This window comes from Kordia sp., from assembly GCF_022447245.1.
Classification (GTDB): Bacteria; Bacteroidota; Bacteroidia; order Flavobacteriales; family Flavobacteriaceae; genus Kordia.
This window is the reverse complement of record NZ_JAKVBC010000022.1, coordinates 23,020-48,319: the sequence shown is the minus strand read 5'-3', so window position 1 is coordinate 48,319 and position 25,300 is coordinate 23,020. Positions and strand designations below refer to the sequence as shown.

The 25,300-nt window shown below is 32.6% G+C and carries 33 protein-coding genes and 1 tRNA gene; 14 read left to right on the top strand and 20 right to left on the bottom strand.

Annotation, left to right across the window (positions count from 1 at the left end):
• Positions 1 to 65 precede the first annotated feature (65 nt).
• The 10 genes from MK119_RS15250 (at position 66) to MK119_RS15210 (ending at position 7,065) form a co-directional block, all read left to right on the top strand.
• Positions 66 to 1,214 carry a hypothetical protein gene (locus MK119_RS15250; protein ID WP_290680333.1) on the top strand — a complete coding sequence of 383 codons (1,149 nt, stop codon included), beginning with the start codon at positions 66 to 68 and terminating at the stop codon, positions 1,212 to 1,214.
• 117 nt (positions 1,215 to 1,331) lie between these two features.
• The gene (locus tag MK119_RS15245; RefSeq protein WP_366512825.1) at positions 1,332 to 1,805 is read left to right on the top strand and encodes an alpha-ketoglutarate-dependent dioxygenase AlkB; all 474 of its coding nucleotides are present in this window, start codon (positions 1,332 to 1,334) and stop codon (positions 1,803 to 1,805) included.
• Between the two features lie 277 nt (positions 1,806 to 2,082).
• Positions 2,083 to 2,943 carry an SPFH domain-containing protein gene (locus tag MK119_RS15240; RefSeq protein ID WP_290680332.1) on the top strand — a complete coding sequence of 287 codons (861 nt, stop codon included), beginning with the start codon at positions 2,083 to 2,085 and terminating at the stop codon, positions 2,941 to 2,943.
• Positions 2,944 to 2,963: 20 nt separating this feature from the next.
• Entirely contained in the window at positions 2,964 to 3,128 is a 165-nt protein-coding gene (locus MK119_RS15235; protein WP_290680330.1) for a hypothetical protein, read from the top strand.
• Between the two features lie 57 nt (positions 3,129 to 3,185).
• The gene (locus MK119_RS24340) at positions 3,186 to 3,302 is read left to right on the top strand and encodes a DUF4177 domain-containing protein (RefSeq protein WP_366512824.1); all 117 of its coding nucleotides are present in this window, start codon (positions 3,186 to 3,188) and stop codon (positions 3,300 to 3,302) included.
• A 42-nt stretch (positions 3,303 to 3,344) separates the two neighbouring features.
• Positions 3,345 to 3,863: a DUF1648 domain-containing protein gene (locus MK119_RS15230; protein ID WP_290680328.1), complete on the top strand. Its 519-nt coding sequence runs from the start codon at positions 3,345 to 3,347 to the stop codon at positions 3,861 to 3,863.
• A gap of 5 nt (positions 3,864 to 3,868) precedes the next feature.
• Positions 3,869 to 4,054: an Arc family DNA-binding protein gene (locus MK119_RS15225; protein ID WP_290680327.1), complete on the top strand. Its 186-nt coding sequence runs from the start codon at positions 3,869 to 3,871 to the stop codon at positions 4,052 to 4,054.
• 129 nt (positions 4,055 to 4,183) lie between these two features.
• Positions 4,184 to 4,381, top strand: coding sequence for a hypothetical protein (locus tag MK119_RS15220; RefSeq protein WP_290680325.1), 198 nt, complete (start codon positions 4,184 to 4,186; stop codon positions 4,379 to 4,381).
• 719 nt (positions 4,382 to 5,100) lie between these two features.
• Positions 5,101 to 6,315 carry a DUF819 family protein gene (locus tag MK119_RS15215; RefSeq protein WP_290680409.1) on the top strand — a complete coding sequence of 405 codons (1,215 nt, stop codon included), beginning with the start codon at positions 5,101 to 5,103 and terminating at the stop codon, positions 6,313 to 6,315.
• A 33-nt stretch (positions 6,316 to 6,348) separates the two neighbouring features.
• Positions 6,349 to 7,065, top strand: coding sequence for a DUF4369 domain-containing protein (locus tag MK119_RS15210; RefSeq protein WP_290680323.1), 717 nt, complete (start codon positions 6,349 to 6,351; stop codon positions 7,063 to 7,065).
• An 84-nt stretch (positions 7,066 to 7,149) separates the two neighbouring features.
• Here MK119_RS15210 and MK119_RS15205 read toward each other — a convergent pair whose 3' ends face one another.
• The 4 genes from MK119_RS15205 to MK119_RS15190 form a co-directional block, all read right to left on the bottom strand.
• A complete protein-coding gene (locus MK119_RS15205) occupies positions 7,150 to 7,692 on the bottom strand; it encodes a hypothetical protein (RefSeq protein WP_290680321.1) in 543 nt (180 codons plus the stop codon).
• Positions 7,693 to 7,709: 17 nt separating this feature from the next.
• Entirely contained in the window at positions 7,710 to 7,859 is a 150-nt protein-coding gene (locus MK119_RS15200) for a hypothetical protein (protein ID WP_290680319.1), read from the bottom strand.
• Positions 7,847 to 8,569, bottom strand: coding sequence for a hypothetical protein (locus MK119_RS15195; protein ID WP_290680317.1), 723 nt, complete (start codon positions 8,567 to 8,569; stop codon positions 7,847 to 7,849). The genes MK119_RS15200 and MK119_RS15195 overlap by 13 nt, the downstream gene beginning before the upstream one ends.
• A gap of 92 nt (positions 8,570 to 8,661) precedes the next feature.
• A complete protein-coding gene (locus MK119_RS15190; RefSeq protein ID WP_290680315.1) occupies positions 8,662 to 9,210 on the bottom strand; it encodes a hypothetical protein in 549 nt (182 codons plus the stop codon).
• Between the two features lie 165 nt (positions 9,211 to 9,375).
• Between MK119_RS15190 and MK119_RS15185 the strand changes: the two genes are divergently transcribed.
• On the top strand, positions 9,376 to 10,404 hold the full coding sequence (locus MK119_RS15185) for a hypothetical protein (protein WP_290680313.1): 1,029 nt from the start codon (positions 9,376 to 9,378) through the stop codon (positions 10,402 to 10,404).
• Positions 10,405 to 10,463: 59 nt separating this feature from the next.
• Here MK119_RS15185 and MK119_RS15180 read toward each other — a convergent pair whose 3' ends face one another.
• The 5 genes from MK119_RS15180 to MK119_RS15160 form a co-directional block, all read right to left on the bottom strand.
• The gene (locus MK119_RS15180; RefSeq protein WP_290680311.1) at positions 10,464 to 10,817 is read right to left on the bottom strand and encodes a hypothetical protein; all 354 of its coding nucleotides are present in this window, start codon (positions 10,815 to 10,817) and stop codon (positions 10,464 to 10,466) included.
• Between the two features lie 70 nt (positions 10,818 to 10,887).
• Positions 10,888 to 11,757, bottom strand: coding sequence for a phosphodiester glycosidase family protein (locus tag MK119_RS15175; protein ID WP_290680309.1), 870 nt, complete (start codon positions 11,755 to 11,757; stop codon positions 10,888 to 10,890).
• Complete coding sequence (locus MK119_RS15170; protein WP_290680307.1) at positions 11,747 to 12,037, bottom strand: hypothetical protein; 291 nt, start codon at positions 12,035 to 12,037, stop codon at positions 11,747 to 11,749. Before MK119_RS15170 ends, MK119_RS15175 begins: the two co-directional genes overlap by 11 nt.
• A 23-nt stretch (positions 12,038 to 12,060) precedes the next feature.
• On the bottom strand, positions 12,061 to 13,296 hold the full coding sequence (locus MK119_RS15165; protein WP_290680305.1) for a DEAD/DEAH box helicase: 1,236 nt from the start codon (positions 13,294 to 13,296) through the stop codon (positions 12,061 to 12,063).
• A 6-nt stretch (positions 13,297 to 13,302) separates the two neighbouring features.
• A complete protein-coding gene (locus MK119_RS15160; RefSeq protein WP_290680303.1) occupies positions 13,303 to 14,553 on the bottom strand; it encodes a hypothetical protein in 1,251 nt (416 codons plus the stop codon).
• Between the two features lie 242 nt (positions 14,554 to 14,795).
• On the opposite strand from MK119_RS15160, the gene MK119_RS15155 reads away from it, so the two are divergent.
• Together MK119_RS15155 and MK119_RS15150 are read left to right on the top strand one after the other, a co-directional pair.
• Positions 14,796 to 15,170, top strand: a complete 375-nt coding sequence (locus MK119_RS15155; RefSeq protein ID WP_290680301.1) for a BlaI/MecI/CopY family transcriptional regulator — start codon at positions 14,796 to 14,798, stop codon at positions 15,168 to 15,170.
• On the top strand, positions 15,163 to 16,953 hold the full coding sequence (locus tag MK119_RS15150) for a M56 family metallopeptidase (RefSeq protein ID WP_290680299.1): 1,791 nt from the start codon (positions 15,163 to 15,165) through the stop codon (positions 16,951 to 16,953). The genes MK119_RS15155 and MK119_RS15150 overlap by 8 nt, the downstream gene beginning before the upstream one ends.
• 74 nt (positions 16,954 to 17,027) lie before the next feature.
• Here MK119_RS15150 and MK119_RS15145 read toward each other — a convergent pair.
• Positions 17,028 to 17,101: transfer RNA gene (locus tag MK119_RS15145), tRNA-Thr, on the bottom strand.
• Positions 17,102 to 17,158: 57 nt separating this feature from the next.
• Positions 17,159 to 17,425 carry a hypothetical protein gene (locus tag MK119_RS15140; protein ID WP_290680297.1) on the bottom strand — a complete coding sequence of 89 codons (267 nt, stop codon included), beginning with the start codon at positions 17,423 to 17,425 and terminating at the stop codon, positions 17,159 to 17,161.
• A 457-nt stretch (positions 17,426 to 17,882) separates the two neighbouring features.
• Here MK119_RS15140 and MK119_RS15135 point away from each other — a divergent pair, with 457 nt between their 5' ends.
• The gene (locus MK119_RS15135) at positions 17,883 to 18,257 is read left to right on the top strand and encodes a hypothetical protein (protein WP_290680295.1); all 375 of its coding nucleotides are present in this window, start codon (positions 17,883 to 17,885) and stop codon (positions 18,255 to 18,257) included.
• 227 nt (positions 18,258 to 18,484) lie between these two features.
• Here MK119_RS15135 and MK119_RS15130 read toward each other — a convergent pair whose 3' ends face one another.
• From MK119_RS15130 to MK119_RS15090, 9 genes are all read right to left on the bottom strand, one after another.
• Positions 18,485 to 19,459, bottom strand: a complete 975-nt coding sequence (locus tag MK119_RS15130; RefSeq protein WP_290680293.1) for a type I phosphomannose isomerase catalytic subunit — start codon at positions 19,457 to 19,459, stop codon at positions 18,485 to 18,487.
• Positions 19,460 to 19,466: 7 nt separating this feature from the next.
• Entirely contained in the window at positions 19,467 to 19,877 is a 411-nt protein-coding gene (locus MK119_RS15125; protein ID WP_290680291.1) for a 6-carboxytetrahydropterin synthase, read from the bottom strand.
• Positions 19,874 to 20,398 (bottom strand): isopentenyl-diphosphate Delta-isomerase, encoded by a 525-nt coding sequence (idi, locus tag MK119_RS15120; RefSeq protein ID WP_290680289.1) that lies wholly within the window; start codon positions 20,396 to 20,398, stop codon positions 19,874 to 19,876. Before idi ends, MK119_RS15125 begins: the two co-directional genes overlap by 4 nt.
• Before the next feature lie 492 nt (positions 20,399 to 20,890).
• Positions 20,891 to 21,004: a tautomerase family protein gene (locus tag MK119_RS15115; RefSeq protein WP_290680287.1), complete on the bottom strand. Its 114-nt coding sequence runs from the start codon at positions 21,002 to 21,004 to the stop codon at positions 20,891 to 20,893.
• Positions 21,005 to 21,111: 107 nt separating this feature from the next.
• Positions 21,112 to 21,294, bottom strand: coding sequence for a hypothetical protein (locus MK119_RS15110; RefSeq protein WP_290680285.1), 183 nt, complete (start codon positions 21,292 to 21,294; stop codon positions 21,112 to 21,114).
• Position 21,295: 1 nt separating this feature from the next.
• Positions 21,296 to 21,529, bottom strand: a complete 234-nt coding sequence (locus tag MK119_RS15105; protein WP_290680283.1) for a DoxX family protein — start codon at positions 21,527 to 21,529, stop codon at positions 21,296 to 21,298.
• Between the two features lie 466 nt (positions 21,530 to 21,995).
• Entirely contained in the window at positions 21,996 to 22,229 is a 234-nt protein-coding gene (locus tag MK119_RS15100; RefSeq protein WP_290680281.1) for a hypothetical protein, read from the bottom strand.
• 124 nt (positions 22,230 to 22,353) lie between these two features.
• On the bottom strand, positions 22,354 to 24,303 hold the full coding sequence (locus MK119_RS15095) for an OmpA family protein (protein ID WP_366512823.1): 1,950 nt from the start codon (positions 24,301 to 24,303) through the stop codon (positions 22,354 to 22,356).
• 8 nt (positions 24,304 to 24,311) lie between these two features.
• Positions 24,312 to 25,247, bottom strand: a complete 936-nt coding sequence (locus tag MK119_RS15090) for a type IX secretion system membrane protein PorP/SprF (protein WP_290680279.1) — start codon at positions 25,245 to 25,247, stop codon at positions 24,312 to 24,314.
• Positions 25,248 to 25,300 lie beyond the last annotated feature (53 nt).

Genomic DNA, 25,300 nt, shown 5'->3' with positions numbered 1-25,300 from the left:
AACATAGACACTAAAAATACATGAATAATTCTGGCAAACAAAGCTCAAAGCGTTTTTGGCGAAATATGATAACTATAATTGCAGTAGGAATTGTACTTGTTGCCACAGTTTATTTTGGAAAAAAATACAAAGCATCTCAAAAAACAGTCGAAATTACAGCGTTTTATAATCAATTATCTGATGATGATTATATTGATTTTGCAAAAAAATTGGAAAAATCCATCCATACCAAAAATCCTGAAGTGTTTGATAATAGTGTTGATATTGCTTCACTTTTCGGTTTTTCAAAACGTGAACTAGCACAAAGTTTCAAGAAGCGAAAAGGAATAGAATTTTTACAACCTTATTTAAAAATAGGTAGTTCCATAAGTTCTCAACTGCTATATCCTAACGATTTTAAGTATACTAATTTTTATAAAGAAGATGGTATTCCGCATATCGTATTTAGATTGTATCGTCCTGATTTTATAAATTTTATTGATTTTACACTCGACATCAAAAAAGATAAGATTGTAATCGATAATATGTATGATTTTTATTCAGGAATTTTGTTTTCTGAAATGGCTTTTGATCTATATAATAAAACTATAAACTTACGACAAAGTAATATTGCGAATATGGACATATACCAATCCATAAAAAATCAATTGTTTTTGGGGCTATATGAAGAAGCATACAACTCGCTTGTCGCTATTCCAAATGCTGAAAGGAGTCCTTTTCATTATCAATTTTTATTAATTGCAGCTTCAAATTGTGATGATGATGAAAAATTAATACAAGTTATTTCAGATATGAAAGCTCACAAACCTAATGATAAGCGTTTAGATACATATTTGAATTTTCACGAGAGCCTCATTCATGGCGATTTAGACAAACTCAATACAGCCATTGATAATTTAAAAAAGTATGTAGGAGAAGATACTATCTTTGATCAGTACAGAGGTATTTTGTTTAATCTTCAGTCAGAATTTGAAAAAGCAGGACCATTTTTTGATCGTGTGATAACAGAAAATCCTAATTTTTTTGGAGGCTATTACTATAAACTCTATAACATGTTGTTACGAGATAAAGAGAATGAAGCACTGAGTGTAATAGCTGAAATGAAAGAACGCTTCTCCATAAGCAAAGAAGATTTTGTATTTGATCTTCAAGAAGAATACAAAGAATTCACAAACTCCGAAGCGTTTCAAAATATTTTCAAAAGTGCAGAGTAAACAACATATACAAGGCTTTCCACTGCATTTACCTGAAGCAGATGTTACGTATTACCCAAATTTTATAAATGGTAAGGAAGCTACACATATTTTTGAAATCTTACTAGACGAAACTCCTTGCAACAAGACGACATTAAGGTCTTTGGGAAAGTATATGCGCAACCGCGATTGACAGCGCTTTACGGAACCAATCAAAAAACATATAGCTATTCTAATATTGAAATGACGCCACACGTGTTGACGCCGACTTTAACTGATTTAAAACAAAAAGTAGATCAAACTTGTGAAACCAATTTCACTACAATGTTGCTCAATTATTACAGAGATGGGAAAGATAGTAATGGCTGGCATGCGGATAATGAAAAAGAATTAGGAACCAATCCTATCATAGCTTCTTTGAGTTTTGGGCAGGCGCGTTTTTTCCATTTAAAACATCGCACCGATAAAACTTTAAAACACAAACTATTGCTAGAACATGGAAGTTTACTTGTTATGAAAGGTGAAACACAGCACAAATGGTTGCATCAAATTCCAAAAACTGCTAAAGAAATTCAAGGTCGCATCAATATTACATTTCGTATTATAACATGAAAAAGCATCCCGAAGGATGCTCTTTTCTTTAACTAACCAACCAAAAATGTAACAAGCTATTTTTAGAAAGTAACCAGCTTTGCTAAATGTCATTGCTTTGTTACACTTTTATGTACTCAAACGGCGTGCCAAACTTTATTGTCCTTTCAAAATTTTTAAGATAATTGAAAAGAAAAGATTGTATTCAAAAAAGATTTCCTGTTAACTATTTGGAAAATAGCAATTTAATTTCATATATTTATGATATCATTTTAATATCAATCTAAAACATCTCAACATGAAAGAAGAAAAAATTATTGTTCCTGCTAATGGATACTTGATGTTATTTATATTTTTTGTCCTATTATTCGGAAGCATCGCAGCCATGATTATCTTAGAAAACCCTCTTTTTATTCCAGGAATAGTGATTGCTTTATTCTTAGCATTTGGTTTCCTTATGGTTAACCCAAACAATTCTCGTGTTCTTTTACTATTTGGAAAATATGTAGGCACCGTAAAACAAAACGGTTTTTATTGGGTAAATCCATTTTATACTAAGAAAAAAATTTCGTTACGTGCTAGTAACTTTGATAGTGAGCGTTTGAAAGTAAACGACAAGCTTGGTAATCCAATTATGATTAGCACAATTTTGGTATGGAAAGTACACAATACGTATAAAGCTGCTTTTGATGTAGATAATTATGAGCATTTTGTACGCGTACAAACAGATGCCGCTGTTCGTAAATTAGCAAGTATGTATCCGTATGATAATTTTGCCGATGAAGGACATGATGAAGATATAACCTTACGTTCTAGTGTAAATGAAGTAAGTGAAGCATTAGAAAAAGAACTAGAAGAACGCTTGTCTATTGCTGGAATTGAAGTATTGGAAGCGCGTATTGGATATTTAGCCTATGCACAAGAAATTGCAAGTGCCATGTTAAAGAGACAACAAGCAACCGCTATTATTGCGGCGAGACATAAAATTGTAGAAGGTGCCGTAAGCATGGTAGAAATGGCAATTCATGAATTGAATAAAAAAGAATTACTCATGCTTGATGAAGAGAAAAAAGCAGCTATGGTTAGTAATTTATTAGTGATTTTATGTGGTGATAAAGAAGCTGCTCCTGTAGTAAATACAGGAACTTTACATCAATAATTATGAATGATAAACAAGTCATGTCCATTGCAGTTGGCGCCGCTTTTGGAACAAGTATAGGTACCACTTTTGGTACCGTGATGGGCGATGTGGCAACGGGTACACTTATTGGTTCCATCTCTGGAACCAGTATTGATATCATTTTAAGCTTCGTTGCTTTTGACGAAGATACAGAGGAAAACTAAACTTCCTCAAAAGTATTTAAATATCAATTATAAAGTAAAACCATTAATTTCGTATTAATGAAAGAATATAGAGTAGTAATAACCAAATTAGGATTAACAAATAGAAATACTATAAAAGAAGAAATTCTAGACAATCACGCAAAGCAAGGCTGGGTTTTACATACAGCCACTTAAGGTTTTGTACAACTTATTTTTGAACGTAAAAAATAGATAATTATGTATGCAAATAGACCCAGAATAAAAGTGCCCTTAGCTCCTATTGATACTATTTTAGAAGCTAGTACAATAGCATTGCTTATTGCTTTGTGGATTTATGTAATTATTTCCTATAATTCTCTACCTGAAATAGTGCCTACACATGTTGACATAAAAGGAAATGTTGACGGAACTGGTCATAAAAATACAATATGGTTTTTATTAGGAATTACAACAATCATTACAATTGGATTACATGTCTTAACTAAGTTTCCACACATTCACAACTATATGGTAAAGATTACAGAAGAAAACGCCGAACACAACTATCAAATCAGTAATCGTCTATTGCGTTTTGTCAATATTTTAACCTTACTTTTGCTTGCGTATGTATGCTATTCTAGCATACAAAAAGCATTTGGAAACGACTTTTTTCTAGAGTCAGCGCTTATGTATATAATTATTGCATATTCCGTTGTGATGCCTATTGTTTTAATTGTATTTATGTTAAAAAATCAAAAAGATCCAAAGTCAAAATAAGTATTATGGCAAAAAAGAAAGCCTTTGCATTACGAATCAATGAAGAGATGTTGAAAGCTATTGAAAAATGGGCTGCTGACGAATTTCGCAGTACCAATGGACAAATAGAATGGATGCTGATGCAAAGTTTGAAGAATGCTAAAAGAGTTCCTAAAAAAAAAGATGATACTTCACAGCAAACACCTGAATAATTTTTTCAGCGTGTTTATTTTTTTTATTCTTGCTGAAGAGAGCTTTTAAATTCTTTTATGACCGATTTAGGATTCCAAAACTGAGATGTTATTGATGAAATTAATGGCGTAAAATACAATCTTAAAAATGTGTATGATTTACTGGATGTTTCAGCGGCTTGGAACGTTGGCGATCCAATTAAAATGACTGTAAAGCGTGATGAGAAAGCAAAAACATTGTCTGGAAATATTACACAACCAACAACAAAAAGTACTGGAATTACCGTAAAAGATTTACCTAAAAATAGTAAAGAAGTACAATTGCGTAATGCGTGGTTGAAAGGATAGTTTTGACTTTGCTAGGTTTACTTTTTTAGACCTCTGAACTCTTTCAACATTGAGTTCAGTTGACTTTTAGATGGCTTAGACACAAACGTCAGATCGAGTAATTTTAAATAGAATTTTACTCAATCTGACGTTTTTATATATAATGAATGATTTAAAATTCATCATTTTATATCTATAATTTCTTTTTTTTGGTATTTTGCAGCATAAACCATCCAATTATGTTCAAAAAAGCCATTGCTTTCATTCTACTTTTTAGTTCATTTACACTTTTTTCGCAACAACTTACAGTAGGAAGTGCAGAAACTACGCAACAAAATTTCAATACAAAAATTACCATTGATTCTCTTGCTTTTACAGGGTTTGATCTTAAAATAAAAGTCATTGATTCCTTTGCAAGTCTCGCAAGTATTGAAAATATTAAAAACATCAACAAAGACTTTCTTAAGAGTGGTGATTTCAGATTTGACATAAAAAATTCTGAAGCCGTGATTTCTTATCGCGGATTTGAAAAAATTAGTACGGAAAAACCATTAGCTTTATTTGATCTTCAAAGCAATCCAAAAGCAGGGTTTTCAGAGTTTATTTTTCTAGTCACAGAAGCTACATTTTATGATGGAAATCAAGCTATTTCAATTCCAAAAGACAAACAAAAAATAAAGGCAACAATCGTTTATGCAAAACCATTTTTTACAAGTGACAAAATTGTATTTGGTATTTTAATGTTATTACTAGGTTTTGTTTTTTATACCGAGGCAAGCAAAAATGTAAAGTGGAAAAAGTTTTATAAATACGTTCCTGCCTTACTAATTTGCTATTTATTACCTGCTATTTTAAGTTCTTTCGGAATCATTTCTGATCATTATTCTGATGCATATCTTATTGCTAGTCGCTTCTTGTTACCAGCCGCATTGATTTTGATGACTTTGAGTATAGACTTAAAAGGTGTTTTTAACTTAGGTCCAAAAGCCTTGATTATGTTCTTTACTGGAACTATCGGAATTATTATTGGAGGGCCATTAGCTATTTTATTAATCTCTATTGTTTCTCCAGAAACAGTTGGAGGTGTAGGTCCAGATGCTGTTTGGCGTGGTTTGTCAACCTTAGCGGGAAGTTGGATTGGTGGTGGAGCCAACCAAGCTGCCATGTTAGAAATTTTTGAATATAGTCAAGATAAATATGGCGCCATGGTATTGGTTGATATTGTTGTAGCCAATTTATGGATGGCGATTTTACTTTTAGGAATTGGGAAATCAAAAAAAATAGATGCAAAACTGAAAGCTGATAATTCTGCTATAGAAAATTTAAAAGAACGAGTTTCTTCGTTTACAAATAAAATAAAGAGAAACCCAACATTATCCGAATTGATGATTATTCTTGCCTTAGCATTTGGTGGAGTCTCATTAGCACACTTTGGTGCAGGCATGATTACTGACTATTTAAATCAATTTGATATAGTAAAAAATGATGACGGAGCACTGTCATTCTTAGGTTCTTCTTTCTTCTGGATGATTACCATTGCAACTGCTTTTGGAATCATGCTATCGTATACAAAGGCAAAAAATTATGAAGGTGCTGGTGCTAGTAAAATTGGAAGTATTTTTATTTACATTCTAGTCGCTTCTATCGGAATGAAAATGAACTTGACTGAAGTTTGGAAAAATCCAGGTTTAATTGCTGTCGGATTGGTTTGGATGTCAATTCATGCAGGATTGTTGATTTTGGTTGCAAAATTGATTCGCGCACCATATTTCTTCTTGGCTGTAGGAAGTCAGGCTAACGTTGGTGGAGCAGCTTCTGCGCCTATTGTAGCTTCTGCTTTTCATTCATCGTTAACATCGGTTGGTGTATTATTAGCTGTGTTTGGATATGTTGTTGGAACCTACGGTGCCATTTTGTGTACAATTTTGATGGAAATGGCTTCTAAAGTTGCCTAAAATTGTAGATATTTGCGCTCGTTAAAATTCAATATGATGTTCAAAAAATGTATGCTTGCCTTAGTTACTTTAGGGCTTATTGCTTGTGGAAATGATAAAAAAGGAAACTTAACCATTTCTGGAAATATAGATGGTTTAAAGGAAGGAACGTTATTTCTGCAAAAAATACAAGATACCACCTTGGTAACGTTAGATTCTCTTGTGGTAAATGGTGATGCTAATTTTAGCTTTACTACGACCATTGATGAACCAGAAGTATTGTATTTCTATTTGAACAAAAAAGATTTTAATGACTTAAATGATCGTGTAGAGTTTTTTGCAGAACCAGGTGAAATGACATTCAATACTACCTTGCGTAGATTTGTAAAAGATGCAAGAGTTACCGGTTCAAAAAATCATAAAGATTTGGTGACTTTTAAAGAATATATGACCAAATACAACACTAGAGAATTGATGTTGTTACGCGACGGAATGGACGCGCAAAAAGAAGAAGACACGAAAACCGTGGCGGAAATCAATGATAAAATTGCACGTTATGCTAAAAGTCGTATGCAATACATTCTGAATTATGCGATTACGAATGGTGATAAGGAAATTTCACCATACGTTACAACAACAGAAACCTATGATGCCAATTCTCGCTTTTTAGATACTATTTACAAGCGATTAACACCAAAAATTGCGGCTTCTAAATATGGAAAAAAATTGAAGGAATTAGTAGAGAAACGTAAAACTGAAGAAAGTAAGTAATTTATATGGTTGAATCCAGATTATACTCAAAATAATTTATATAAAATCTCAACTCTAAAAGGTTGAGTTTTTTTTATGTATGCATCATTCAATGGAAATCCCATACTTTTCAAAGAGTTCATCAAAAGATGCTGACCAATTTCCTCGATCCCAACTTTCTCGAGAAGCTAATAGTATTTCCTTAATTTCTTTGTGCATCGATTTATCTTCAAAAGAAAGTAATGCCTCTGTTAAATGAAACGTCTCAAAAGGATAGGCTTTCTTTTTCAATCTTTTTAGTAAGGGTTGTTTTGCTGCTACAATTTGATCTTCAATAATAATTTCTATGAATATAACTAAATGAACAAATTCTGCTTTTGTTACATTGTAAACACATATTTCAGGTATTCTTTCTGGTTGATATCTTTTTATATTTTTTAGAAGTAAAGGTAAGACCGAACCTTTGCTTGAATATGAAAGATAATCCTCTAAAAAATGATTCCCTCCGTCAGTTAACAATCCATCTATAAAGTAAGTTAATGATTCTTTAGGCGCAATTTTTAATAGCTTTTTTGCATGGTCAAAATTGATCAATCTAGTATCTGCGAAGATTTGCAGTGTTAGTTTTTTGTATTTCGGACAATACAACTCAATTACAGCTTCGGCTAAATTTTAATACCTTTTCCTTTTTCATTTAACAATGCTTCATAGATGCTTGTTAGTGTTTGTAGTGCTTCATCATTTTGAAATGCTGCGATTGCCCTAAAATACTCCAAAGAGTTCTCAGTAGCTTTATATTGTGTTAAAAATTCCAAAACTTCGGGTTCGGAAAATAAGATATTGCATAAAAAGCATCTGTTCCTCTTTCTAAAATAGCATCAATATCCTGTTCATTTTTGTACTTAGCTAATTCAGTCAATGCTTCTACATGATTATCTTCTAAAGCAAGCGTTTTTATAATGTCATAATTCTCAGGATTCGCTTGATTATTTTTAAGCGCAAGTCGCAATAAAGAAGAATACGCTCTCTTTCTGAGTATGATATGATCTAGTTTTTGAAGTTGTTCTATATAATATTTCTTGTCTTTATTAGTTAGCATTTTTTTACCTGAAGGATAAAGCACTTTCGAATACAATTCCCAAGCGAGCAAATCTTCCGAAACAACACAACCACTTTGGCTTTGTACAGTCTCTAACGTATTGAGAAATGTACTAAAGATTGATTCTAAATCAGTATATTTTCTATCAACCAAAGCCCATGCACTATATCCTTTTACAATACTACTTTCGTGTTGAAGCAATGTTAAAAGTTCTTTTTCTGTGGCTAATTTTTTAAGCTTTTTATACTTTGAATATTGGTTCGACGGCATTCCTCCTATTCCGATATAACGCCCTTCCAACTGCGCTCCACTAGCCATTGATTTTGCTATTTTTTTGATTTCAGGACGTAGATCTTGCCCAAATGTTTGGATCGAAAAAAGTAATACGATCGTATATACTACAACTTTTACACTTTTACACTTCATATCAGAAAGGTTGGTTCTTACTATCTAACGATAAATTTGAAATAAAAGTTTATTCTGTGTAGTAAATCATGCAAATTGCTATGAATTTTTGATTATAATTGATCTAAAACTTTTAAAATTTTACGCTTGAATTTCTCTGTTTCTAGTGGACTGTGTTTATATCGATAATGCTCCAATGTTTTGCGAGTTTTCTTTTGATTATCGATCAAAACGAGATTGATAACACCTCTTTCTACATCTCCAAAATAACAATTTGTGCTTATTAAAATGCTATATCGTTTACCTGTTGTTAAAATTTCTGCTGGCGCTTTTTTTGTTTTGTAGTTAAGTTCTGTTTCTAATACACTGTTTATCGTATACGAACCTTTATATAAAAACGGCACCTCAACATACGGTGCATCAGGGAATTTTGACTGTATTGTTTGTAATACTAATTTTCGTAATTCTTCTCTTTTTGCAGGATGTTTTAGAAACTTACTGTTTTTCTTTTCACTAAGTTCTATATCTGGCGTAATGATTTGTAAATCACTTTTTGCAATCTTTAAGTTTTTGGTCAAACTTGGGTTTACCACAATGTCATTTTTTGTACTTACGCAACTTACCAAACAAATAACAAATAATAGCTTTAACAGTATTTTCATAATATATTTTTGAGATCTTATTTGGATAAATTTACAAATTCCAATTTTCATCAAGAATCAAAAACACGTATAAAATAATTATGTAAACCCCGTACTTATACGCTATTTCTTACTAGTTGAAAGAAGTACTTTAGGAATCTATAAATTCAAAAAAAACTAATTACCATGAGTACTACCCAAATTCCTCCAGGATGGATTGGCGGATTTGCGCAGTCGAATCCTGCATTTGCTTATCCTAATCCAGATTTGTCTTCTTTACCAATGTTAGACAATATGGACAATATTGATAAATTACAACGACAACAAGGTGTCAAGTGGCCAGAGTTTAGTTGGCAAACCGTTCTGGGAAATGAAGCTTCTCGATGTTTTCAAATGTTTTCACCTTATATTTCCAGACTTGGCTATACCAATGAAGGACGTGTATATTCTATTATTTGTCCGCAGCAAGGAGCATGTTCACCAACGTTTGGTTGTATGAATGTAGAGGTTACCGTAACTGGACAACGTGGCTGGGTTGATGAAACCACTAAAACGTTTTATGCTGATATGACCGTAGAAGGTACTATCTGGTTTAGTCCAAGTTCATTACAAAAAGAATGGGTAAAGAAACTTTGGGATCTTTTTAATGATTTAGGGTTGGATTTCCCAACTTCAAAGGCAAAAGCAATTAAAGTACAAACACATAAGTTTCAAGACCCAAATCAGCCAATATTTCCTGTAAGCCAAGGAGAAACACCTCGTTTTAAAAGCCCGCCATTTGCAAGGCATGAAGAAGAAGCTTGGAATGTGGGTCATATTGATGTAGAAATTGGCGGCATTAAAAAAACAGGGAATAAAATAGTGGATGACTTTAATGAAATGGTCATGTTTGCTTTTAATACAGCTTCTGGAAATATGCTAAAGAAAGGAAATACTTTGACTTGGAATGTTTGGTTTACGCAACCCGCTTTAGTAGATACTGAAGAATGGCGTACACATGCCGAACGCTGGAGAAAATCTATTCAGGCTGATCATGGAAGTCCTACGGGACCAGGAACAAAACCTCGTTATTTTGATGGAACTCCTTTTAAAGCTGTCGATGCTTTGGGTACTGAAATGGAAGGAGTCTTAAAGAAAGAAGCCCAAGATTTAGAAAAAATAGAAGTTGGTAAAATTGAAAACTTCTTAAAGGAACATTTTGACGACAAAAAGTAAGCTATAAAAAAAGAGATGGAAAGTTCCATCTCTTTTCTTTTATATCAACATATAGTTCTTTAATTCAAACCATCCATGAATTCTAACTTTACAGTTGCTTTTTGCTCTGTATCAAAGTACAATTCACTTCCCTTGGCTAAGGCTATTTTCGTTGCTTTTCCTGCTGCGAGTGTTGTTTGCTTTATAATTTTCCCATCACGTTGTACACGAATTGAAAATTCATTTTCACCAAGATTTTTTATCATAGCAATACTATTTCCATCTTTATACGGATTGATGGCACCATCTTGCCCAATTCCTTTCCCAGTCATTAACATGCTTTGAGAAGGATTCAATTCAAAAACTGTTTTGTCTTTTTGAGCATACGATTGAAATGCAAAAAGCATAGCTAAAAGATATACATATTTTTTCATCTGTAAATGATTAAGTTGCAATTATATTTTCTGACTATAAGATACGATATATTTGAAACTTTTAAAAAAATCACTCTTCAGATGTAACAATTACTATCATCACTCCAAAATTCCCATCTAGTTGTTCATAGTTTTTTTCAGGCAGATAGGTTTTTGAAACAAATCCATCAAGATATAAAGCATTTTTGCATCCATTTTGCTTAAAAAAGGTGGCAAAGTCATAAAAGTTAATTTTCTCCTTGCTCATGGCAAATAGCAAATTTCCATTCGGTAATACACCTACTCCATTACGAATATTCAGGTTTTTAGAACCTTGGTTAAGTTTTGCATGCAGTCTTCCATCAATCACTAACATTGGTCCAGATTGAGTGGCATATTTTATATTTCTCTTAGCAACATTTAAAGCATCTGTAACGCAAATGGCAGCTACATTATCTTTGGTTATATAAAAAATACCGTTTGGTTGTAGGTAAAAGTTTCCGTATCCTACTTTCTTATCATCTATGGGTGTAATAATACTCCCGTTTTCAACATACAAACCTTGTGGCGATTGATCTTTTTTGTACATACCACCATTCATTGCGAAAATTAATTCTTGTCCCTTTGTTTGTAGTTGAGCTTTTAAATTTTTAGCATTTCCATAGATTTGTCCCTGTTCATTTTTCCAACAGAATTGTAAATTCGACTTTTTTGGATTGACTTCGTAAGAAAGAATTCTGGCCGTATCATAGTTCTTTTCTGAAACTTCTTTTTCACAAGAAATAAAACTTATTGTAATTATAAGAAGAATTTGATATCGCATTTTCAAGTGTAGATTAAGATTATAATTCGTTGAAAAGATATAAAAAAGAATGAGGCTATACTTTTCAGCGTTTCTCTCAATAGATTTTTTCTTTATTTCATTATGAAAAAAACTCGAAGTGACATATTTATTTTCCACAGTATGTTCCTTCTTCATTGGATGCTAAAGACCTAATAACTACCTTTCGAACAGTAGCTCCCAAAAAGCTTTCTTCTTTTCCAATTATAAGTGCTTTTGGTATACTGTTGATATATATTGTGTCATTTATAAAAGACATATTTGTTGTATTGAAAAAATCACCAATATAATATCCTCCACAATATTTCCACATTCCTTTTTTAAGTTCTGAAGTCTCAAAAGAGCATGAAATAAAGAAGATAACTGAAAGATAAATACAATATTTTTTAATGAAGTTCATTTGTTCTTAAAATCTACAACCGTTTAGTACCAGCGTTTCTTCTTCTTTTTAGAAGCTTCAGACTTTCTTCCTTTTTTATATTTACTTCCTTTCTTTTTATGAACTTGTGGTTTTGCTTTTGGATCGAGTGGATACGGATGTTCTTCTTCTACATGAATAGCTGTATTAATCAATTGTTGAATGTCCTTAATATAGTTTTTCTCATCTGCTGAACAAAAAGACAATGCCATTCCTGACGCACCAGCTCTTGCCGTTCTTCCTACTCTATGCACATAGGTTTCTGATACATTTGGAATGTCAAAATTGATGACAGTATCTACATTTTTAATGTCAATTCCTCTGGAAGCTACATCGGTTGCTATGAAGATATTAGCATCACCATTTTTGAAATCGTTTAAGGCTTGTTGTCGTAGACTTTGCGATTTATCTCCATGAATGCTTGCTACTTTATAGTTGTTACGAAGCAATGTTTTTTCAAGCTTATCCACGCCGTATTTTGTTCGTCTAAATATGATAACACTTCCTTTGATATTGTTTCGAAGTAGGTGTAAACAGAGTTCTATTTTTTTTGGTTTCGGCACATAATACAACACTTGATTCACACCTTTGGCTGCAGAAGATGTTGGCGCTACTTCAATATATTCTGGTGCTCTTAAAATAGAGTTTGCTAAGTGTTCTACTTTGTAGGGCATCGTTGCTGAAAACAATAAAATTTGCTTTTTATCAGGACACAAACGCTCTATTTTTTTTACATCATCTATGAATCCCATGTCTAACATTAAGTCAGCTTCATCTAATACCAAAGTTTCTACATAATCAAGATTGATACGATCTTGCTTGTGTAAATCTAGCAATCGTCCTGGCGTAGCTACTAAAATATCCACGCCTTTTTTGAGCATATCTTTTTGAGGTTCCATAGAAGCGCCTCCAAAAACAACTCCTGTACGTAAGTTTGTGTAGGTACTATAGGCTTTAAAGTTTTCTTCAATTTGAATTGCCAATTCACGTGTGGGACATACTACTAAAGCACGTATTTTTTTTCCTTTTTTTGGTGCATCCTGCTTGTCAAACAACAATTGTAAGATGGGCAACGCATACGCTGCTGTTTTTCCTGTTCCAGTTTGAGCAGAAACAATAATATCTTGCTTTTCTAAAATTACTGGAATGGCACGTTCTTGAACTAAAGTTGGATCTTCATATCCTTTTTCAAATAATGCTCGGACAATGGGTTTGTTTAATTTTAGTTCTTTAAAGGTCATACGTATTTAGTTATTTTTTGGTAGTATCATTATATTATCAATTTCTACATCTGCTTTGGAATCTACGGATAAGCTTGCGCCATTTCCACAAACATCAGCTTTCATTTTTGCTACCAGTTTTTTGTTGATATAGTACTCGCAGACTCCATTTTCATAAATAATTTGCAAGTATACTCTATTTCTTGTTCCAAATGTAAATTTTCCTTCTTTTCCTATTCCTCCAAACTCTACATTTCTATTATGATGTCCAATTTCATATTCTCCATCAGAACCAATGCTAACGTAGTTAGAAAATTGTTCATAAGAACCATCTTCATCTGGTTCTCCATTACAAGAATCCCATCGTAATTCAAACCCTCCTGAATATAAATAGAATACTGTAGAAATTTCAAAATCTTCTCTGGCATTAAATTTTAATTGTTTCGAACCAATTCCTCCTTGTCCATAATCACCATTACTTTTAATGACATATCTTCCATTTGATATTGCATACGTTACATTGAGTATACTTGGTTCTCCATCTGATGAGAGTTTGTATTTTTTATAATCTCTCCCTATTTTCCAATTATTTGCATTATTGTTAAAATCTTCTACAAACACATCTCTGTATTGTAGCTTTTGTTTAGAGATACTACCAGCTGTAGGAATTGATGATCTATATGTTTCAAATTGACTTGTTGATCTTTGTACACTATGATAACCATTCAATACTGTTTGAGCTCTTTTTTGAGGTGAAGAATGTGTTGTACTGTGTAAATTTGGAATTCCATTCAGATAATTTACAACTGTTTCTACATCATATCCTAAAGCAGCTAGAAATTGTCCTGCATAATAATCTGCTTCATCTTCATCTTGAGTTTTAGATATTCGCACACGCCATCTATTTCCGTTGGGTCTATATAAATTTGGTTGATGACCTAATGCTTGATGTGCCCACTCATGAGCAAATACAAAAGCAAGTACATTTCTATTTTTGTGAATTGTAGAATAGTCTAAGATGATTAACCCTCCATAATGAGCTTCTCCCCAACGAAATGTTTGATTAAACACTACTGGAAAACTCATTCCTGAATATCTTGCTAGTTCATTATACAATTGTGAGGTTTTCTGGTAATTATTTGCAAACATCAGTTGCCCGCCATAAGCATCTCGTAATTCATTCAAGAAGTATTGTTGTGCGGGAGTTAAATTAAATTGGGCAGTAACTGTTTGTGTGTAGGAAACAATAACTAATAAAACGATTGCGATTCTTTTCATCTTTTGAATTTAGGAGACGTGTTAGTGTCATTTATTCCTAAATCTATTGGAATATCCTCAAATAACAAAATTTAGGCGTTTATTATTTGTACAAAGCTTTGTTATTAAAGTAAATCTAACTTCAATTCAACTTAAAAATAAATAGATTAACTTATAATTAAGTTAATTAACTTAAAAATAAGTTTTATAACTTAATTTTAAGTTGTATACTTGTACTGCTAATTAATAAAACTCATATAGTAATGGTCACTTTAACTAAGGTAGAAGAGAAAATAATGAAAATTCTCTGGGATATTAAAAAAGGTTTTATCAAAGATATTATTGAACAATATCCTGATCCTAAACCTCTTTACAATTCGGTATCAACGATTGTTAGAGTGTTAGTTCAAAAGGAGATCGTAGGTTATAAAGCTTATGGAAATTCGCACCAATACTATCCATTGATTAGTAAAAAAGAATATAGTAAAGGCCAAATGAAGCGATTAGTGACCGATTATTATAATAATTCACTTTCTCAAGTCGTCAACTTTTTTGCAGAAAGCAAAAAACTGGATGAAAAGGAATTGGATGAAGCCATGAGAATGTTAGCTGAACTTAAAGCTAAGAAAGATGAGTAAATTCATAATATACTTACTGGAATCTAGCGTCATATTAGCCGTATTTTATGTTTTCTATATTGCTGTGTTGAAAAAAGAGACGTTCTTTAACCTTAATCGGTTTTTCCTTATTGGAATCGTTGTTTTTTCACTACTGTTGCCTTTGATGAGTTTTGATTTTAGCCAAGGGAATATTACAGTTATAGACAACTCTATTGAAGAGTTTGGCAACTTTAGAGCGTCTTATTATGAAACTGCGGAAACATGGGAATACAAAGCTTCTAAAACTTCAATTTCTACGCATGATACAACTTCTGAAGTTCATGAATCAACGACTATTGATTGGACATATATTTTTTTGAAGTTTGTATGGAGCATATATATCATTGGAGTTTTATTCTGTTTATCGAAACTGTTTTGGAACTTTAGAAAGCTTCAGAAAATGATTTTGAAGTATCCTCAAGTAGAAATTAATGGGATAAAAGTAGTAAAGGTTTCCTATCCTATTGCGCCATTTTCATTTTTAAAACATGCTTTTGTTTATGAAGGCATTACAGATACGTTAGAACTTGATCAGATTATTGTGCATGAAAAAACACATATTGAACAGAAACATTCATTTGATTTACTATTTATACAATTTATAGCAGCATTTCTATGGTTTAATCCATTGATTTGGATACTTATTAACTCTTTAAAAGCAATACATGAATATATAGCAGATAAAAAAATAATTAAAGCAGGTTATTCCTTAGTTGATTACCAGACCTTACTATTGAGACAATTAGTTAGCAACAACTCACACGGGTTGGTAAACAATTTTAATTTATCATTTATAAAAAAGAGAATAATTATGATGAAACATAAAAAATCAGGACTTACAGGGAAATTAAAAGCTGCACTGACTATCACTTGCGCTATCCTATTTAGCTTAGTATTGATACAATGCAATTCAAAAACTAACACACAAGCATCCCTTCAAGAAGATGTTCTTTTTAAAGAATATTTAAACAATAAAGATAATCCTATACACATAATTGATAAGCGTACTTTATTTCCAACAACAACATTTGTTATTTCGGATGACAAAGTATCTATTGATGGAAAACTTTCTGGAATTAGTGAGATAGCGCCTGCACTTAAACAAGAATTGATAGATCAATATATGTTCATACATTCAAACATGGACAGTACAGCTTCTAAAAATAATGAAGTTGCATCCATACCTAAAAAAGCATTATCTGGTCGACATTTTCCAGTACGGTTAAAAATAGATGGGAATCAGAAAATGAAGAAAGTGAGAGAATTTCATACTGAACTAAGAAGATTGGATCGAAGAAAAGTAATTTATTATGGAGAAACCGCTTCTGGAAAACAAATGATTCAACCGTTTTTAGTTCCGCCATTTCATTGGGCAGATCCTTCTCGCGATGATTCTGTGTATCCAAAAGTTGATTTGAATAAAGCAACTATAACAGGTAACGTGGCAACATTGAATGGTATTGAATACCTACAGCTCAATTTAAGTAGTTCAGGAATAAATTATAAGGAAGAAGTATATCAGTTTATAAAAAAGCATATTGATGAAGAATCAATCTCGTATTTGGTAAGTCTAACGTTTGATGATAACGATACATTTAAAAATTATCTAACAAATCTTGCAGAAGTATTTCAAGGTTTTGAAAAAATATATGATGTACGTGCTCAAGAACTATTTGGTAAAAAACGTAAAAATTTGAATAGATTTGAAATTAGTAAGGTTTCAAATGGAGTTTATAAAGCTGTTTTTATAGCTGAAAACTAATAACATATACACTCAAATACATTTTGATTTTGGGTACAAAAAAAGCTCCTTTTGAAAGGAGCTTTTTTACTTTGAGCCGATGGAGGGACTCGAACCCACGACCTGCTGATTACAAATCAGCTGCTCTAGCCAGCTGAGCTACATCGGCAAAGCGGTTGCAAATATAAAAAGCTTTTTATTTTTTGCAAACCTTTTTTTTATTTTTTTAAAGACTATTAATTTTTGTCACCAATTCTGTTGCTTTTGCCTCTAATGATTGTCTAATTCCTTTGAAGTGTGCTTTTGCATTTTCAACACCTCTTTTGTTTGCTTCCGCTATCAATTCGTCAAAACTTTTGATAGATTCATCAATGATTTCTTCACTCTTTGTTACATCTGCATCTGGATTGGCCATTTGCCATATTAAAGCTGCGTCAATGATATCTCCAAAAACGTAGTTTAAGTCCTTTTTTAAATCTCTTTTATTCGACATGTTGTATATTTTTTTGCAAATTTAAACTAAAATGGTATATAATTTGTTATAAACATCACAAATGTTAGTAGGTTTAATTTTAATTTTCTAGTTTTATACCAATGAATGCTTTAGTATACTTATATCGCCAATTTATGAATCGCAATGCACAGACCAAGTGCGTTATGATTTATATTCCTGTATCGAATTCAAAACGTATCTATGATAAGCATCGACATAAGTACTAGTTAACAATTCAATATCTATATTATAAACTTATAAAGGTGCTTTTGACAAAGCACCTTTTATATTTTTAAACTGTTTAATTTTTAAAATCTTTTAGTATGAAATTCGCAAAAAATGTAACCCAGATGATCGAAATGACAATTCAATTTATGAAACCCTTATTTGGTTTTAATACATCCTATACGCCTATTGAACCAATACCACTCTTGTTACACCATTAAAATTTTACATTATGAACACATTAGCAAAAAATAAAATACAGACAAATATTCAGTTTTTAGTTACGAAGAAAGTAACAAACCACAATGGATTTTTACATCCACATATTCTTTTTGATAAGATTCAGAAAGTAGCCACCTATCCGATTAGAGAATTTTATATTCACGACGTTCCTGCTATTGTCGATTATGCGTTTAAAATGACCAAAAGCGCGCGTTTAAACGACTCTTTGACAATTCAGGCTCAACTGATCCAACAAGACACAAAAAAGTTGATGGTGCGTATTATAGTGACCAAACCAAAGAAGAAATCAAAGACCGAAGAAGTCATTTGTAATGCTTTGTTTGGCTTTCCACTGTTAGAAAGACCTATACGCAAAGTTTCGTGAATTATAAGATTCCCAAGTTGTTTATCGCTTGGGATTTTTTTGTTTAGACTTTGTTAGATTGATCAGATTTGTAGATTGTTAGATTTTGTAGCAATCTGCAGGTTTAAATGCTGTTTTGTGAATGGTTATAGTAAATTACTTCGTCATACTTCCTCGTAATGACGAATCATAAACTAAGAAAGTAACTTTTTCTAAAATCATTTATTTTTTTGGCGATCTGAAATTGTTTATTTCACATATACTTCTAAAAGTTCAGAAGCTTCATCAGTACTTATTTTTACATTCTTAAGCGTTGCTGGCAGTAGTAATGTTTCTCCGAATTTGAGCGTTTCTTTGAACATGTTGGTTTCAAAGGTTACGTTTCCTTTTACACACATGTATATTACAAAAGAATCCTTGTCATCATGATTTAGAACTAATTCACCCGAAAACGGAATGAGATTCGTTGTAAAGTAGGGACAATCTACAACAGTAGTTACTTCGTTGTTCGCTTCTTTGTATGCCGTTTTATATTCTTCGTGTAATGTGTAATCAATAGCATCTAAGGCAAGTGCTGTGTGCAATTCACGTGAGTTTCCTTGTGCATCTACTCTATTCCAATCATAAATACGATAGGTAATATCTGAAGTTTGTTGAATTTCCGCTAAGACAATTCCGCCACCAATGGCATGAATTCTGCCTGTAGGCAAAAAATACACATCGCCTTTTTTTACTTCTTCAAAGTTGAGAATTTCTGTAAGCGTATTGTTATCTAAATGCTTTTGATATTGTTCTTTGGTCACTTCTTGATTGAAACCTACCATTAATTTTGCGCCTTCGTCAGCTTGCATTACATACCACATTTCCGTTTTTCCAAATGAATTGTGACGTTCTTTTGCTAGTTGATCGTTTGGGTGTACTTGAATAGATAAGTCACTTTTAGCATCTATATATTTGATGAGAAGTGGAAATTTTGTTCCGAAAGCATCGTATACTTTTTTTCCTAATAATGCTGATTTATATGTTTCACTTAATTCCTGAAGTGTTTTTCCTTTTAAAGCGCCTTCTGCTACTATAGATGGTTCTCCTTTTACATCCGATAATTCCCAACTTTCTCCAATGGCTTCCCCAGAAACATTTTTGTTGAGTTGCGTTCGTAATTTGTCGCCTCCCCAAATACGTTCTTTATAGATTGGTTCGAATTTTAAAGGATGTAAAATCATGTTATTATTATTCTCCGGTGTACTTTACAAAATTTCTAGGTGTTTCATATAATACTACTTCTAACTCTAATGTAGTACTGATATGCTTTCTTAGTTTATTCCAAATAACCACTACAATATTTTCTGCTGTAGGATTTAAGTTTTTAAACTCAGGAACATCTAAGTTCAGATTTTTATGATCAAAGGCATCTTCAACTTCCGAGCGAATGAGGTCTTTTAAAATTTTGACATCCATCACATACCCCGTTTCAGGATCTATCGGACCTTTTACACTGACAATTAATTCGTAATTGTGACCGTGATAGTTTGGATTGTTACATTTACCAAAGACTTCGTTGTTTTTAACATCGTCCCAATCTGGTCGATACAATCGGTGTGCTGCGTTAAAGTGTGCTCTTCTACTTACGGTAACTTTCATATATCAACTTTTATGTGTTCGTAAAATTTTTCAAATATGATTTTAAACCAAGCTGTATATGTATCTGGGTTTACCGCAATATCATCTTTTACTGCTTGCACATCCATCCATTTCCAAGAGGCAACTTCATCAGGATTGATGATAGGTTCTTCATTGTAAGTTCCTATCATTACATGATCGTATTCATGTTCGGTTAATCCGTTGTCAAAAGCGGCTTTGTATATGAACGAAACTGCTTCCGCAAGTTCCGTAACAAATCCCATTTCTTCTTGTAATCTTCGTTTACCTGCAGCAATGTTACTTTCACCTTCACGTTGGTGACTACAACATGTATTTGTCCATAGTCCAGGAGAATGATATTTATGTAAGGCGCGTTGTTGCAACATTAACTCGCCTTTATTGTTGAGAATGAATACTGAGAAAGCTCTATGTAGCAATGCTTTTTCGTGCGCTTCGATTTTTTCCATCAAACCAATTTGCTCATCATTTTCGTTTACTAGAATTACGTTTTCTTTTACCATATTTTTTTGTCCAATCACAAATTTACAAAATAGCTTTCTGTGAATATGATACTTCGTTGCTATTTTTTAGTTAAAATTAACATAAAGCTCATAATTTACAGCAAAATGATTTTTTTTCTTATACTTTTTTTAAAGAAATACTACACTTTGCACGATTTAAAAAATATTGTTTTGATCTAGGTTTATCGTAATTAATTTATAAAACTTTTATTATGAAAAAACAACATTTGAATTCATCACGAATAAACAAATGAGCTGTTTCAAATTTTAAGTCTCATGAACTAACAGGCGGTTAAAAGATACCTTTAACTATCGCTAAATCGTGCTTAGGCATTTGCTACAGTGATCTTTGTGATACAGGAAATTAAATTAAAAAAAAGAGCGTATTTATATTTTTAACTTTACAAATACGCTCTTTTGCAATTTTCTGTGATTATAAACTCACTTCATTTTTTGAATTGATTTTCTTCTTCTATACATTTTACACCATTGCTATTTTTCATTTATAGATGTTTGTTCACCATTATATCCCCAATTTTCAAGTGAAACTTCATCGATGGTTATATGTGTAGTTTTTGGATCTTTGGTCAATACATCTACTAACAATTTTGTAACTCCTTGTGTTAACTGAAATTTTCCTGTTTTGTAACTTGTTCGTCTGTGATTTTGATATTTACGTATGGCATGATTTTGTTTTTTTTATTGTTATGTGTTTAATCCCACTTTGAGTCTGTTGACAGCGCATAGTTTCCTGGTCCTGTAAAAAACAGTGTTGTTGCTCCAAAAAGGTATAATAACTGAAGTTCTATTGCCCAGCCACTATATTGATTGAGCGCAAAAATGCCTGAACTGTGCGCGAGTAATATTGCTACGAGAAAGTTAAAAGCTATAATCAAATCATTGCCTCTGACTTTTTCTCCTATGATGATCAAAATAGGAGCAATAATTTCCCCAACAAAAAACACCATAGGCTACAAAGCTTGGAATGTGATATCCTTGCAATACTTGTTTGATAAAGGCATAATCGGAACTCATGTTTGCGATTCCGTGGAATATAATGAGTGTTCCAATAGTAATTCGTAGTAGTAACAATCCTATGTTGTGATACTGTTCTTTTTTTTGTGCATTCATATTTCATTGTTTTAAAATTAGTATGCTACAAAGTTTAGTTACCAGTATTTGGTTTCTCAGGAGCTATATCACTATTTTGAAGTGATGTAGATCACTTTTATGTGATGCTTTTTGATATGAAACAAAGTTTTGAATGATTAAATCTAACCTACTTAAAGTTTCTCTGGAAACACCTAAATACGCTGCAATCATTTTTTTAGGAACTCGTTGAAAGAGTTTTGGATATTGTTCTAGCAATAGTCCACATTGTTCTTTGGTAGAATTTTTAAGGAGTGATAAGACTCTGCTTTGAAGTGCAATGCGAATAATCTTGCTTTTTTTTGGCCCAAAAACGTTCCATTTTGTGCATTTCTGCAGTTAGCTTTTCTCTGTTTTCATGAGTGATATATAAAAGTTCGCTATCTTCTATGCAATCAATTGAGGTTTTAGATTTGGTTTGTTTGACAAAGGCTTCATAATCTGTAATCTAACAATTTTCCATTCCGAATTGAAGAATATGTTCTTTTCCATTGTCTGCTGTAAAATAACTTTTTAAGCAACCTTTAATGATCCAGTATTCTTTGTTTACATATTCTCCTTCTTGGACAATATATTGGTGTTTGCGTTTTTTTACGGTTTCAAAATGACTCAATATACGATCAAATTCTTCATCCGTAAGTGGGATGATTTCTTCAATATGTTGTCGCAACGGATGTATCATTTTAACTGCTTTTTAATTTTGTATCAATCGAAACTACTTCTTTCTCCATTAAAATCAGAATTCATAAAAAAAGCACTCTAACGTTATGCTAGAATGCTTTTAAAGAATGACTGTGTATGTTAGTTTATCTTTCCACAACTATAAATTCACTTCGTCTGTTGAGTTGGTGTTCCTCTTCGCTACATTTTACACCATTACTACATTTGTTTACATGACGTGTTTCTCCATATCCTTGTCCTGTAAGGCGACTTTCGTCAATTCCTCTAGAAGCTATGTACGCACGCGTTGATTTATTTCTTCGTTGCGATAATGCCATGTTGTACGAATCCGTACCACGACTATCGGTATGCGAGCGCACATCTATTTTAAGTGTTGGATATTTTTTCATTACAACTACTACTTTTTCTAATTCTGCAGCAGCATCAGGACGAATATTCGATTTATCAAAATCAAAATAGATAATTGGAATGTTTAGGATTTTTGCTAAATCGTCTCCAACTTCAAACGGAATTTCTTCTTTTTCTAATAATACTACTGTTGATCGTAAGCTAGCTTCTTCTTGTTTTGGTAATAATACTTCCCCAGAAGTGTAATCTTTCTTAGAAGCTCTTACAAAGTATACTTCGTCACATTCTAGCAATTGTTTGAATCGGAACTTCCCTTCTTCATTACTATAGGTATTTTCTAATTCTTTATTGTTTTTATCAAATAGTATTACTTGTGAACCTGCTAGAATTTCGTTTGTTTTACTATCTTTCACAACTCCTGCAATTTCTTGCTCACAGGTCCATTGAATTGGTTTTATTTCAAGGAATGAATAGATATCATCATCACCTTGTCCTCCATCACGATTAGAGGCAAAGTATCCTTTTTTAGTTTTTGTGTTAATGATGAAAGAGAAATCGTCAACTGGGCTGTTTACAGGTTCTCCTACATTGTATATTACTTGATCTTCATCATCCAAACGCATTACAAAAATATCCAATCCACCAAGTCCTACATGACCGTCTGATGAAAAGTATAATTCATTGTCTTGACTTACAAACGGGAAGTTTTCACGAGCTTCAGTGTTGATGCCTTTTCCTAAGTTTTTTGGCTCTCCAAATGTACCATCGTCATTAATGTCTACCACATATAAATCTGATTGTCCTACCGAACCTGGCATGTCTGAAGCAAAGTAGAGTTTTTTCTCGTCTACGCTTAGTGCGGGATGTGCTACTGAGAATAAATCACTGTTGAATGGTAATTCTTCAATGTTTGTCCAACGATCACCTTCACGCGTTGCTCTGAATATTTTTAGTTTGTTAATTCCTTTTCTGTCCTTTTTGTATTTTCCTTTGTAATAGTTGTTACGTGTAAAATACATGGTGTTTCCGTCTTTGGTAAATACTGTAGTAGACTCGTGATATTTTGTATTGAGTTTACTTGAGAATTTGTCAACGTTTGACAAACTTCCATTATCAGCAACTTCTGCACCATATAAATCTAAGAATGGACGTGCATTCCATTTGTGTTTGTAACGTTTTGCAACACCTGTATCTCTTGCTGAAGAGAATACTAAGTTATTTTCTAAATAGAACGATGGTGCAAAGTCAGAATATGGAGAGTTTACTCCTAAGTTTGTAATACGAAAACGTCCTGATTGTTCTGCTATCTGATCTAAATAGTTACGTGTATTCATAAACTTTGTTCCACGAATATCGCTTCCTGTAAGCTTATTAAATTCTTGCATTTTTTTATCCGATTCTGCATAGCGCTTTTCAGCTTTTAAGGCTTGCGCATAGCGGAAATAGTATTCTGGTGCTACTTCTTCTCCAAGATTAAATAATTCGCCATACCATTTTGCTGCATTTGCTAAATCGGCATTGAAATAATATGCATTCCCGAGTTTTTCAAAAAGTTCTTTTGATTTGTGACCCTCTTCTGCAACTTCTTCATAGATTTCTATTGCATTGATGAAAGCGTAGCTGTCATAATTTTTGTCTGCTTTGTTTAGTTTTCGTTCTTGTGCATAACCAACAAGTACGAATAAAGATATTACAGTATATATGAGATATTTTGTTCGTGTCATCATAGTTAGTTTTAGAAGAATCTTGGTGAGATAATTTTATCACGGTTATTAAACAGTTCAAAGCGTAAGAAGACTTCGTACGAACCATCATTAAATTGTGTATTTCCTAATTCAGTAGTTTCACGATCATAGGCAAAACCGACCATAAAACTATCTGATAGTTGTAATCCAACCAATCCACTAAAAGCGGCACTCCATCTGTAAGCAGCTCCTAGTGTTACTTTTTCATTGATTAGAAAGTTCGCTGACAAATCTGCCTGTAAAGGCGCACCAGATACTGCTTTGAATAGTACTGCTGGCTTGAATTTTACACTATCACTCATATCAAATACATATCCACCAATTAAGTAAAAGTTGATACGTTCTTTAGCGGTTGATAATGACGATTCGTCAAAGTGTTTTGTTTCTAATAAGTTTGGTGCTGATAGCCCAACATACCATTTTTCAGAGTTTCTGTAGTAAATTCCAGCTCCGACATTTGGAGAGAATTTATTATCAATATTACTCTGTAGTAATAAATCATTCGGGTTGTACTGATTTAAACAATCAAAACATACATCTAATAAATGTCCTCCTGCTTTTACACCGAAAGAAAGTTTTCCGTTTTCTGATGTGTTGATTGTATATGAGAAATCGATGTCAAAATAGGTTTCATCAGTTGGTCCTATTTGATCATTTACAATAGAGACTCCGAGTCCTACTTTTCCTTTTCTTCCTATTGGCGTATGTAAGTTTAAGGTTTGCGTTCGTGGCGCACCTTCTAAACCTACCCATTGTGAACGATGTAATCCCGCAATACTTAAGACACCTCTAGATCCGGCATACGCTGGATTGACACTAATGGTATTGTACATGTACTGCGTATACTGAGCGTCCTGCTGTCCGTAACTTTCTATTGAAAATACAGTGCTCAATAAGACTATGATGATGATGATTTTATTTCTCATTATAGTATGGTATGTTTTTGTTTATTAGTTATAGCGTACATACTACCGAAATA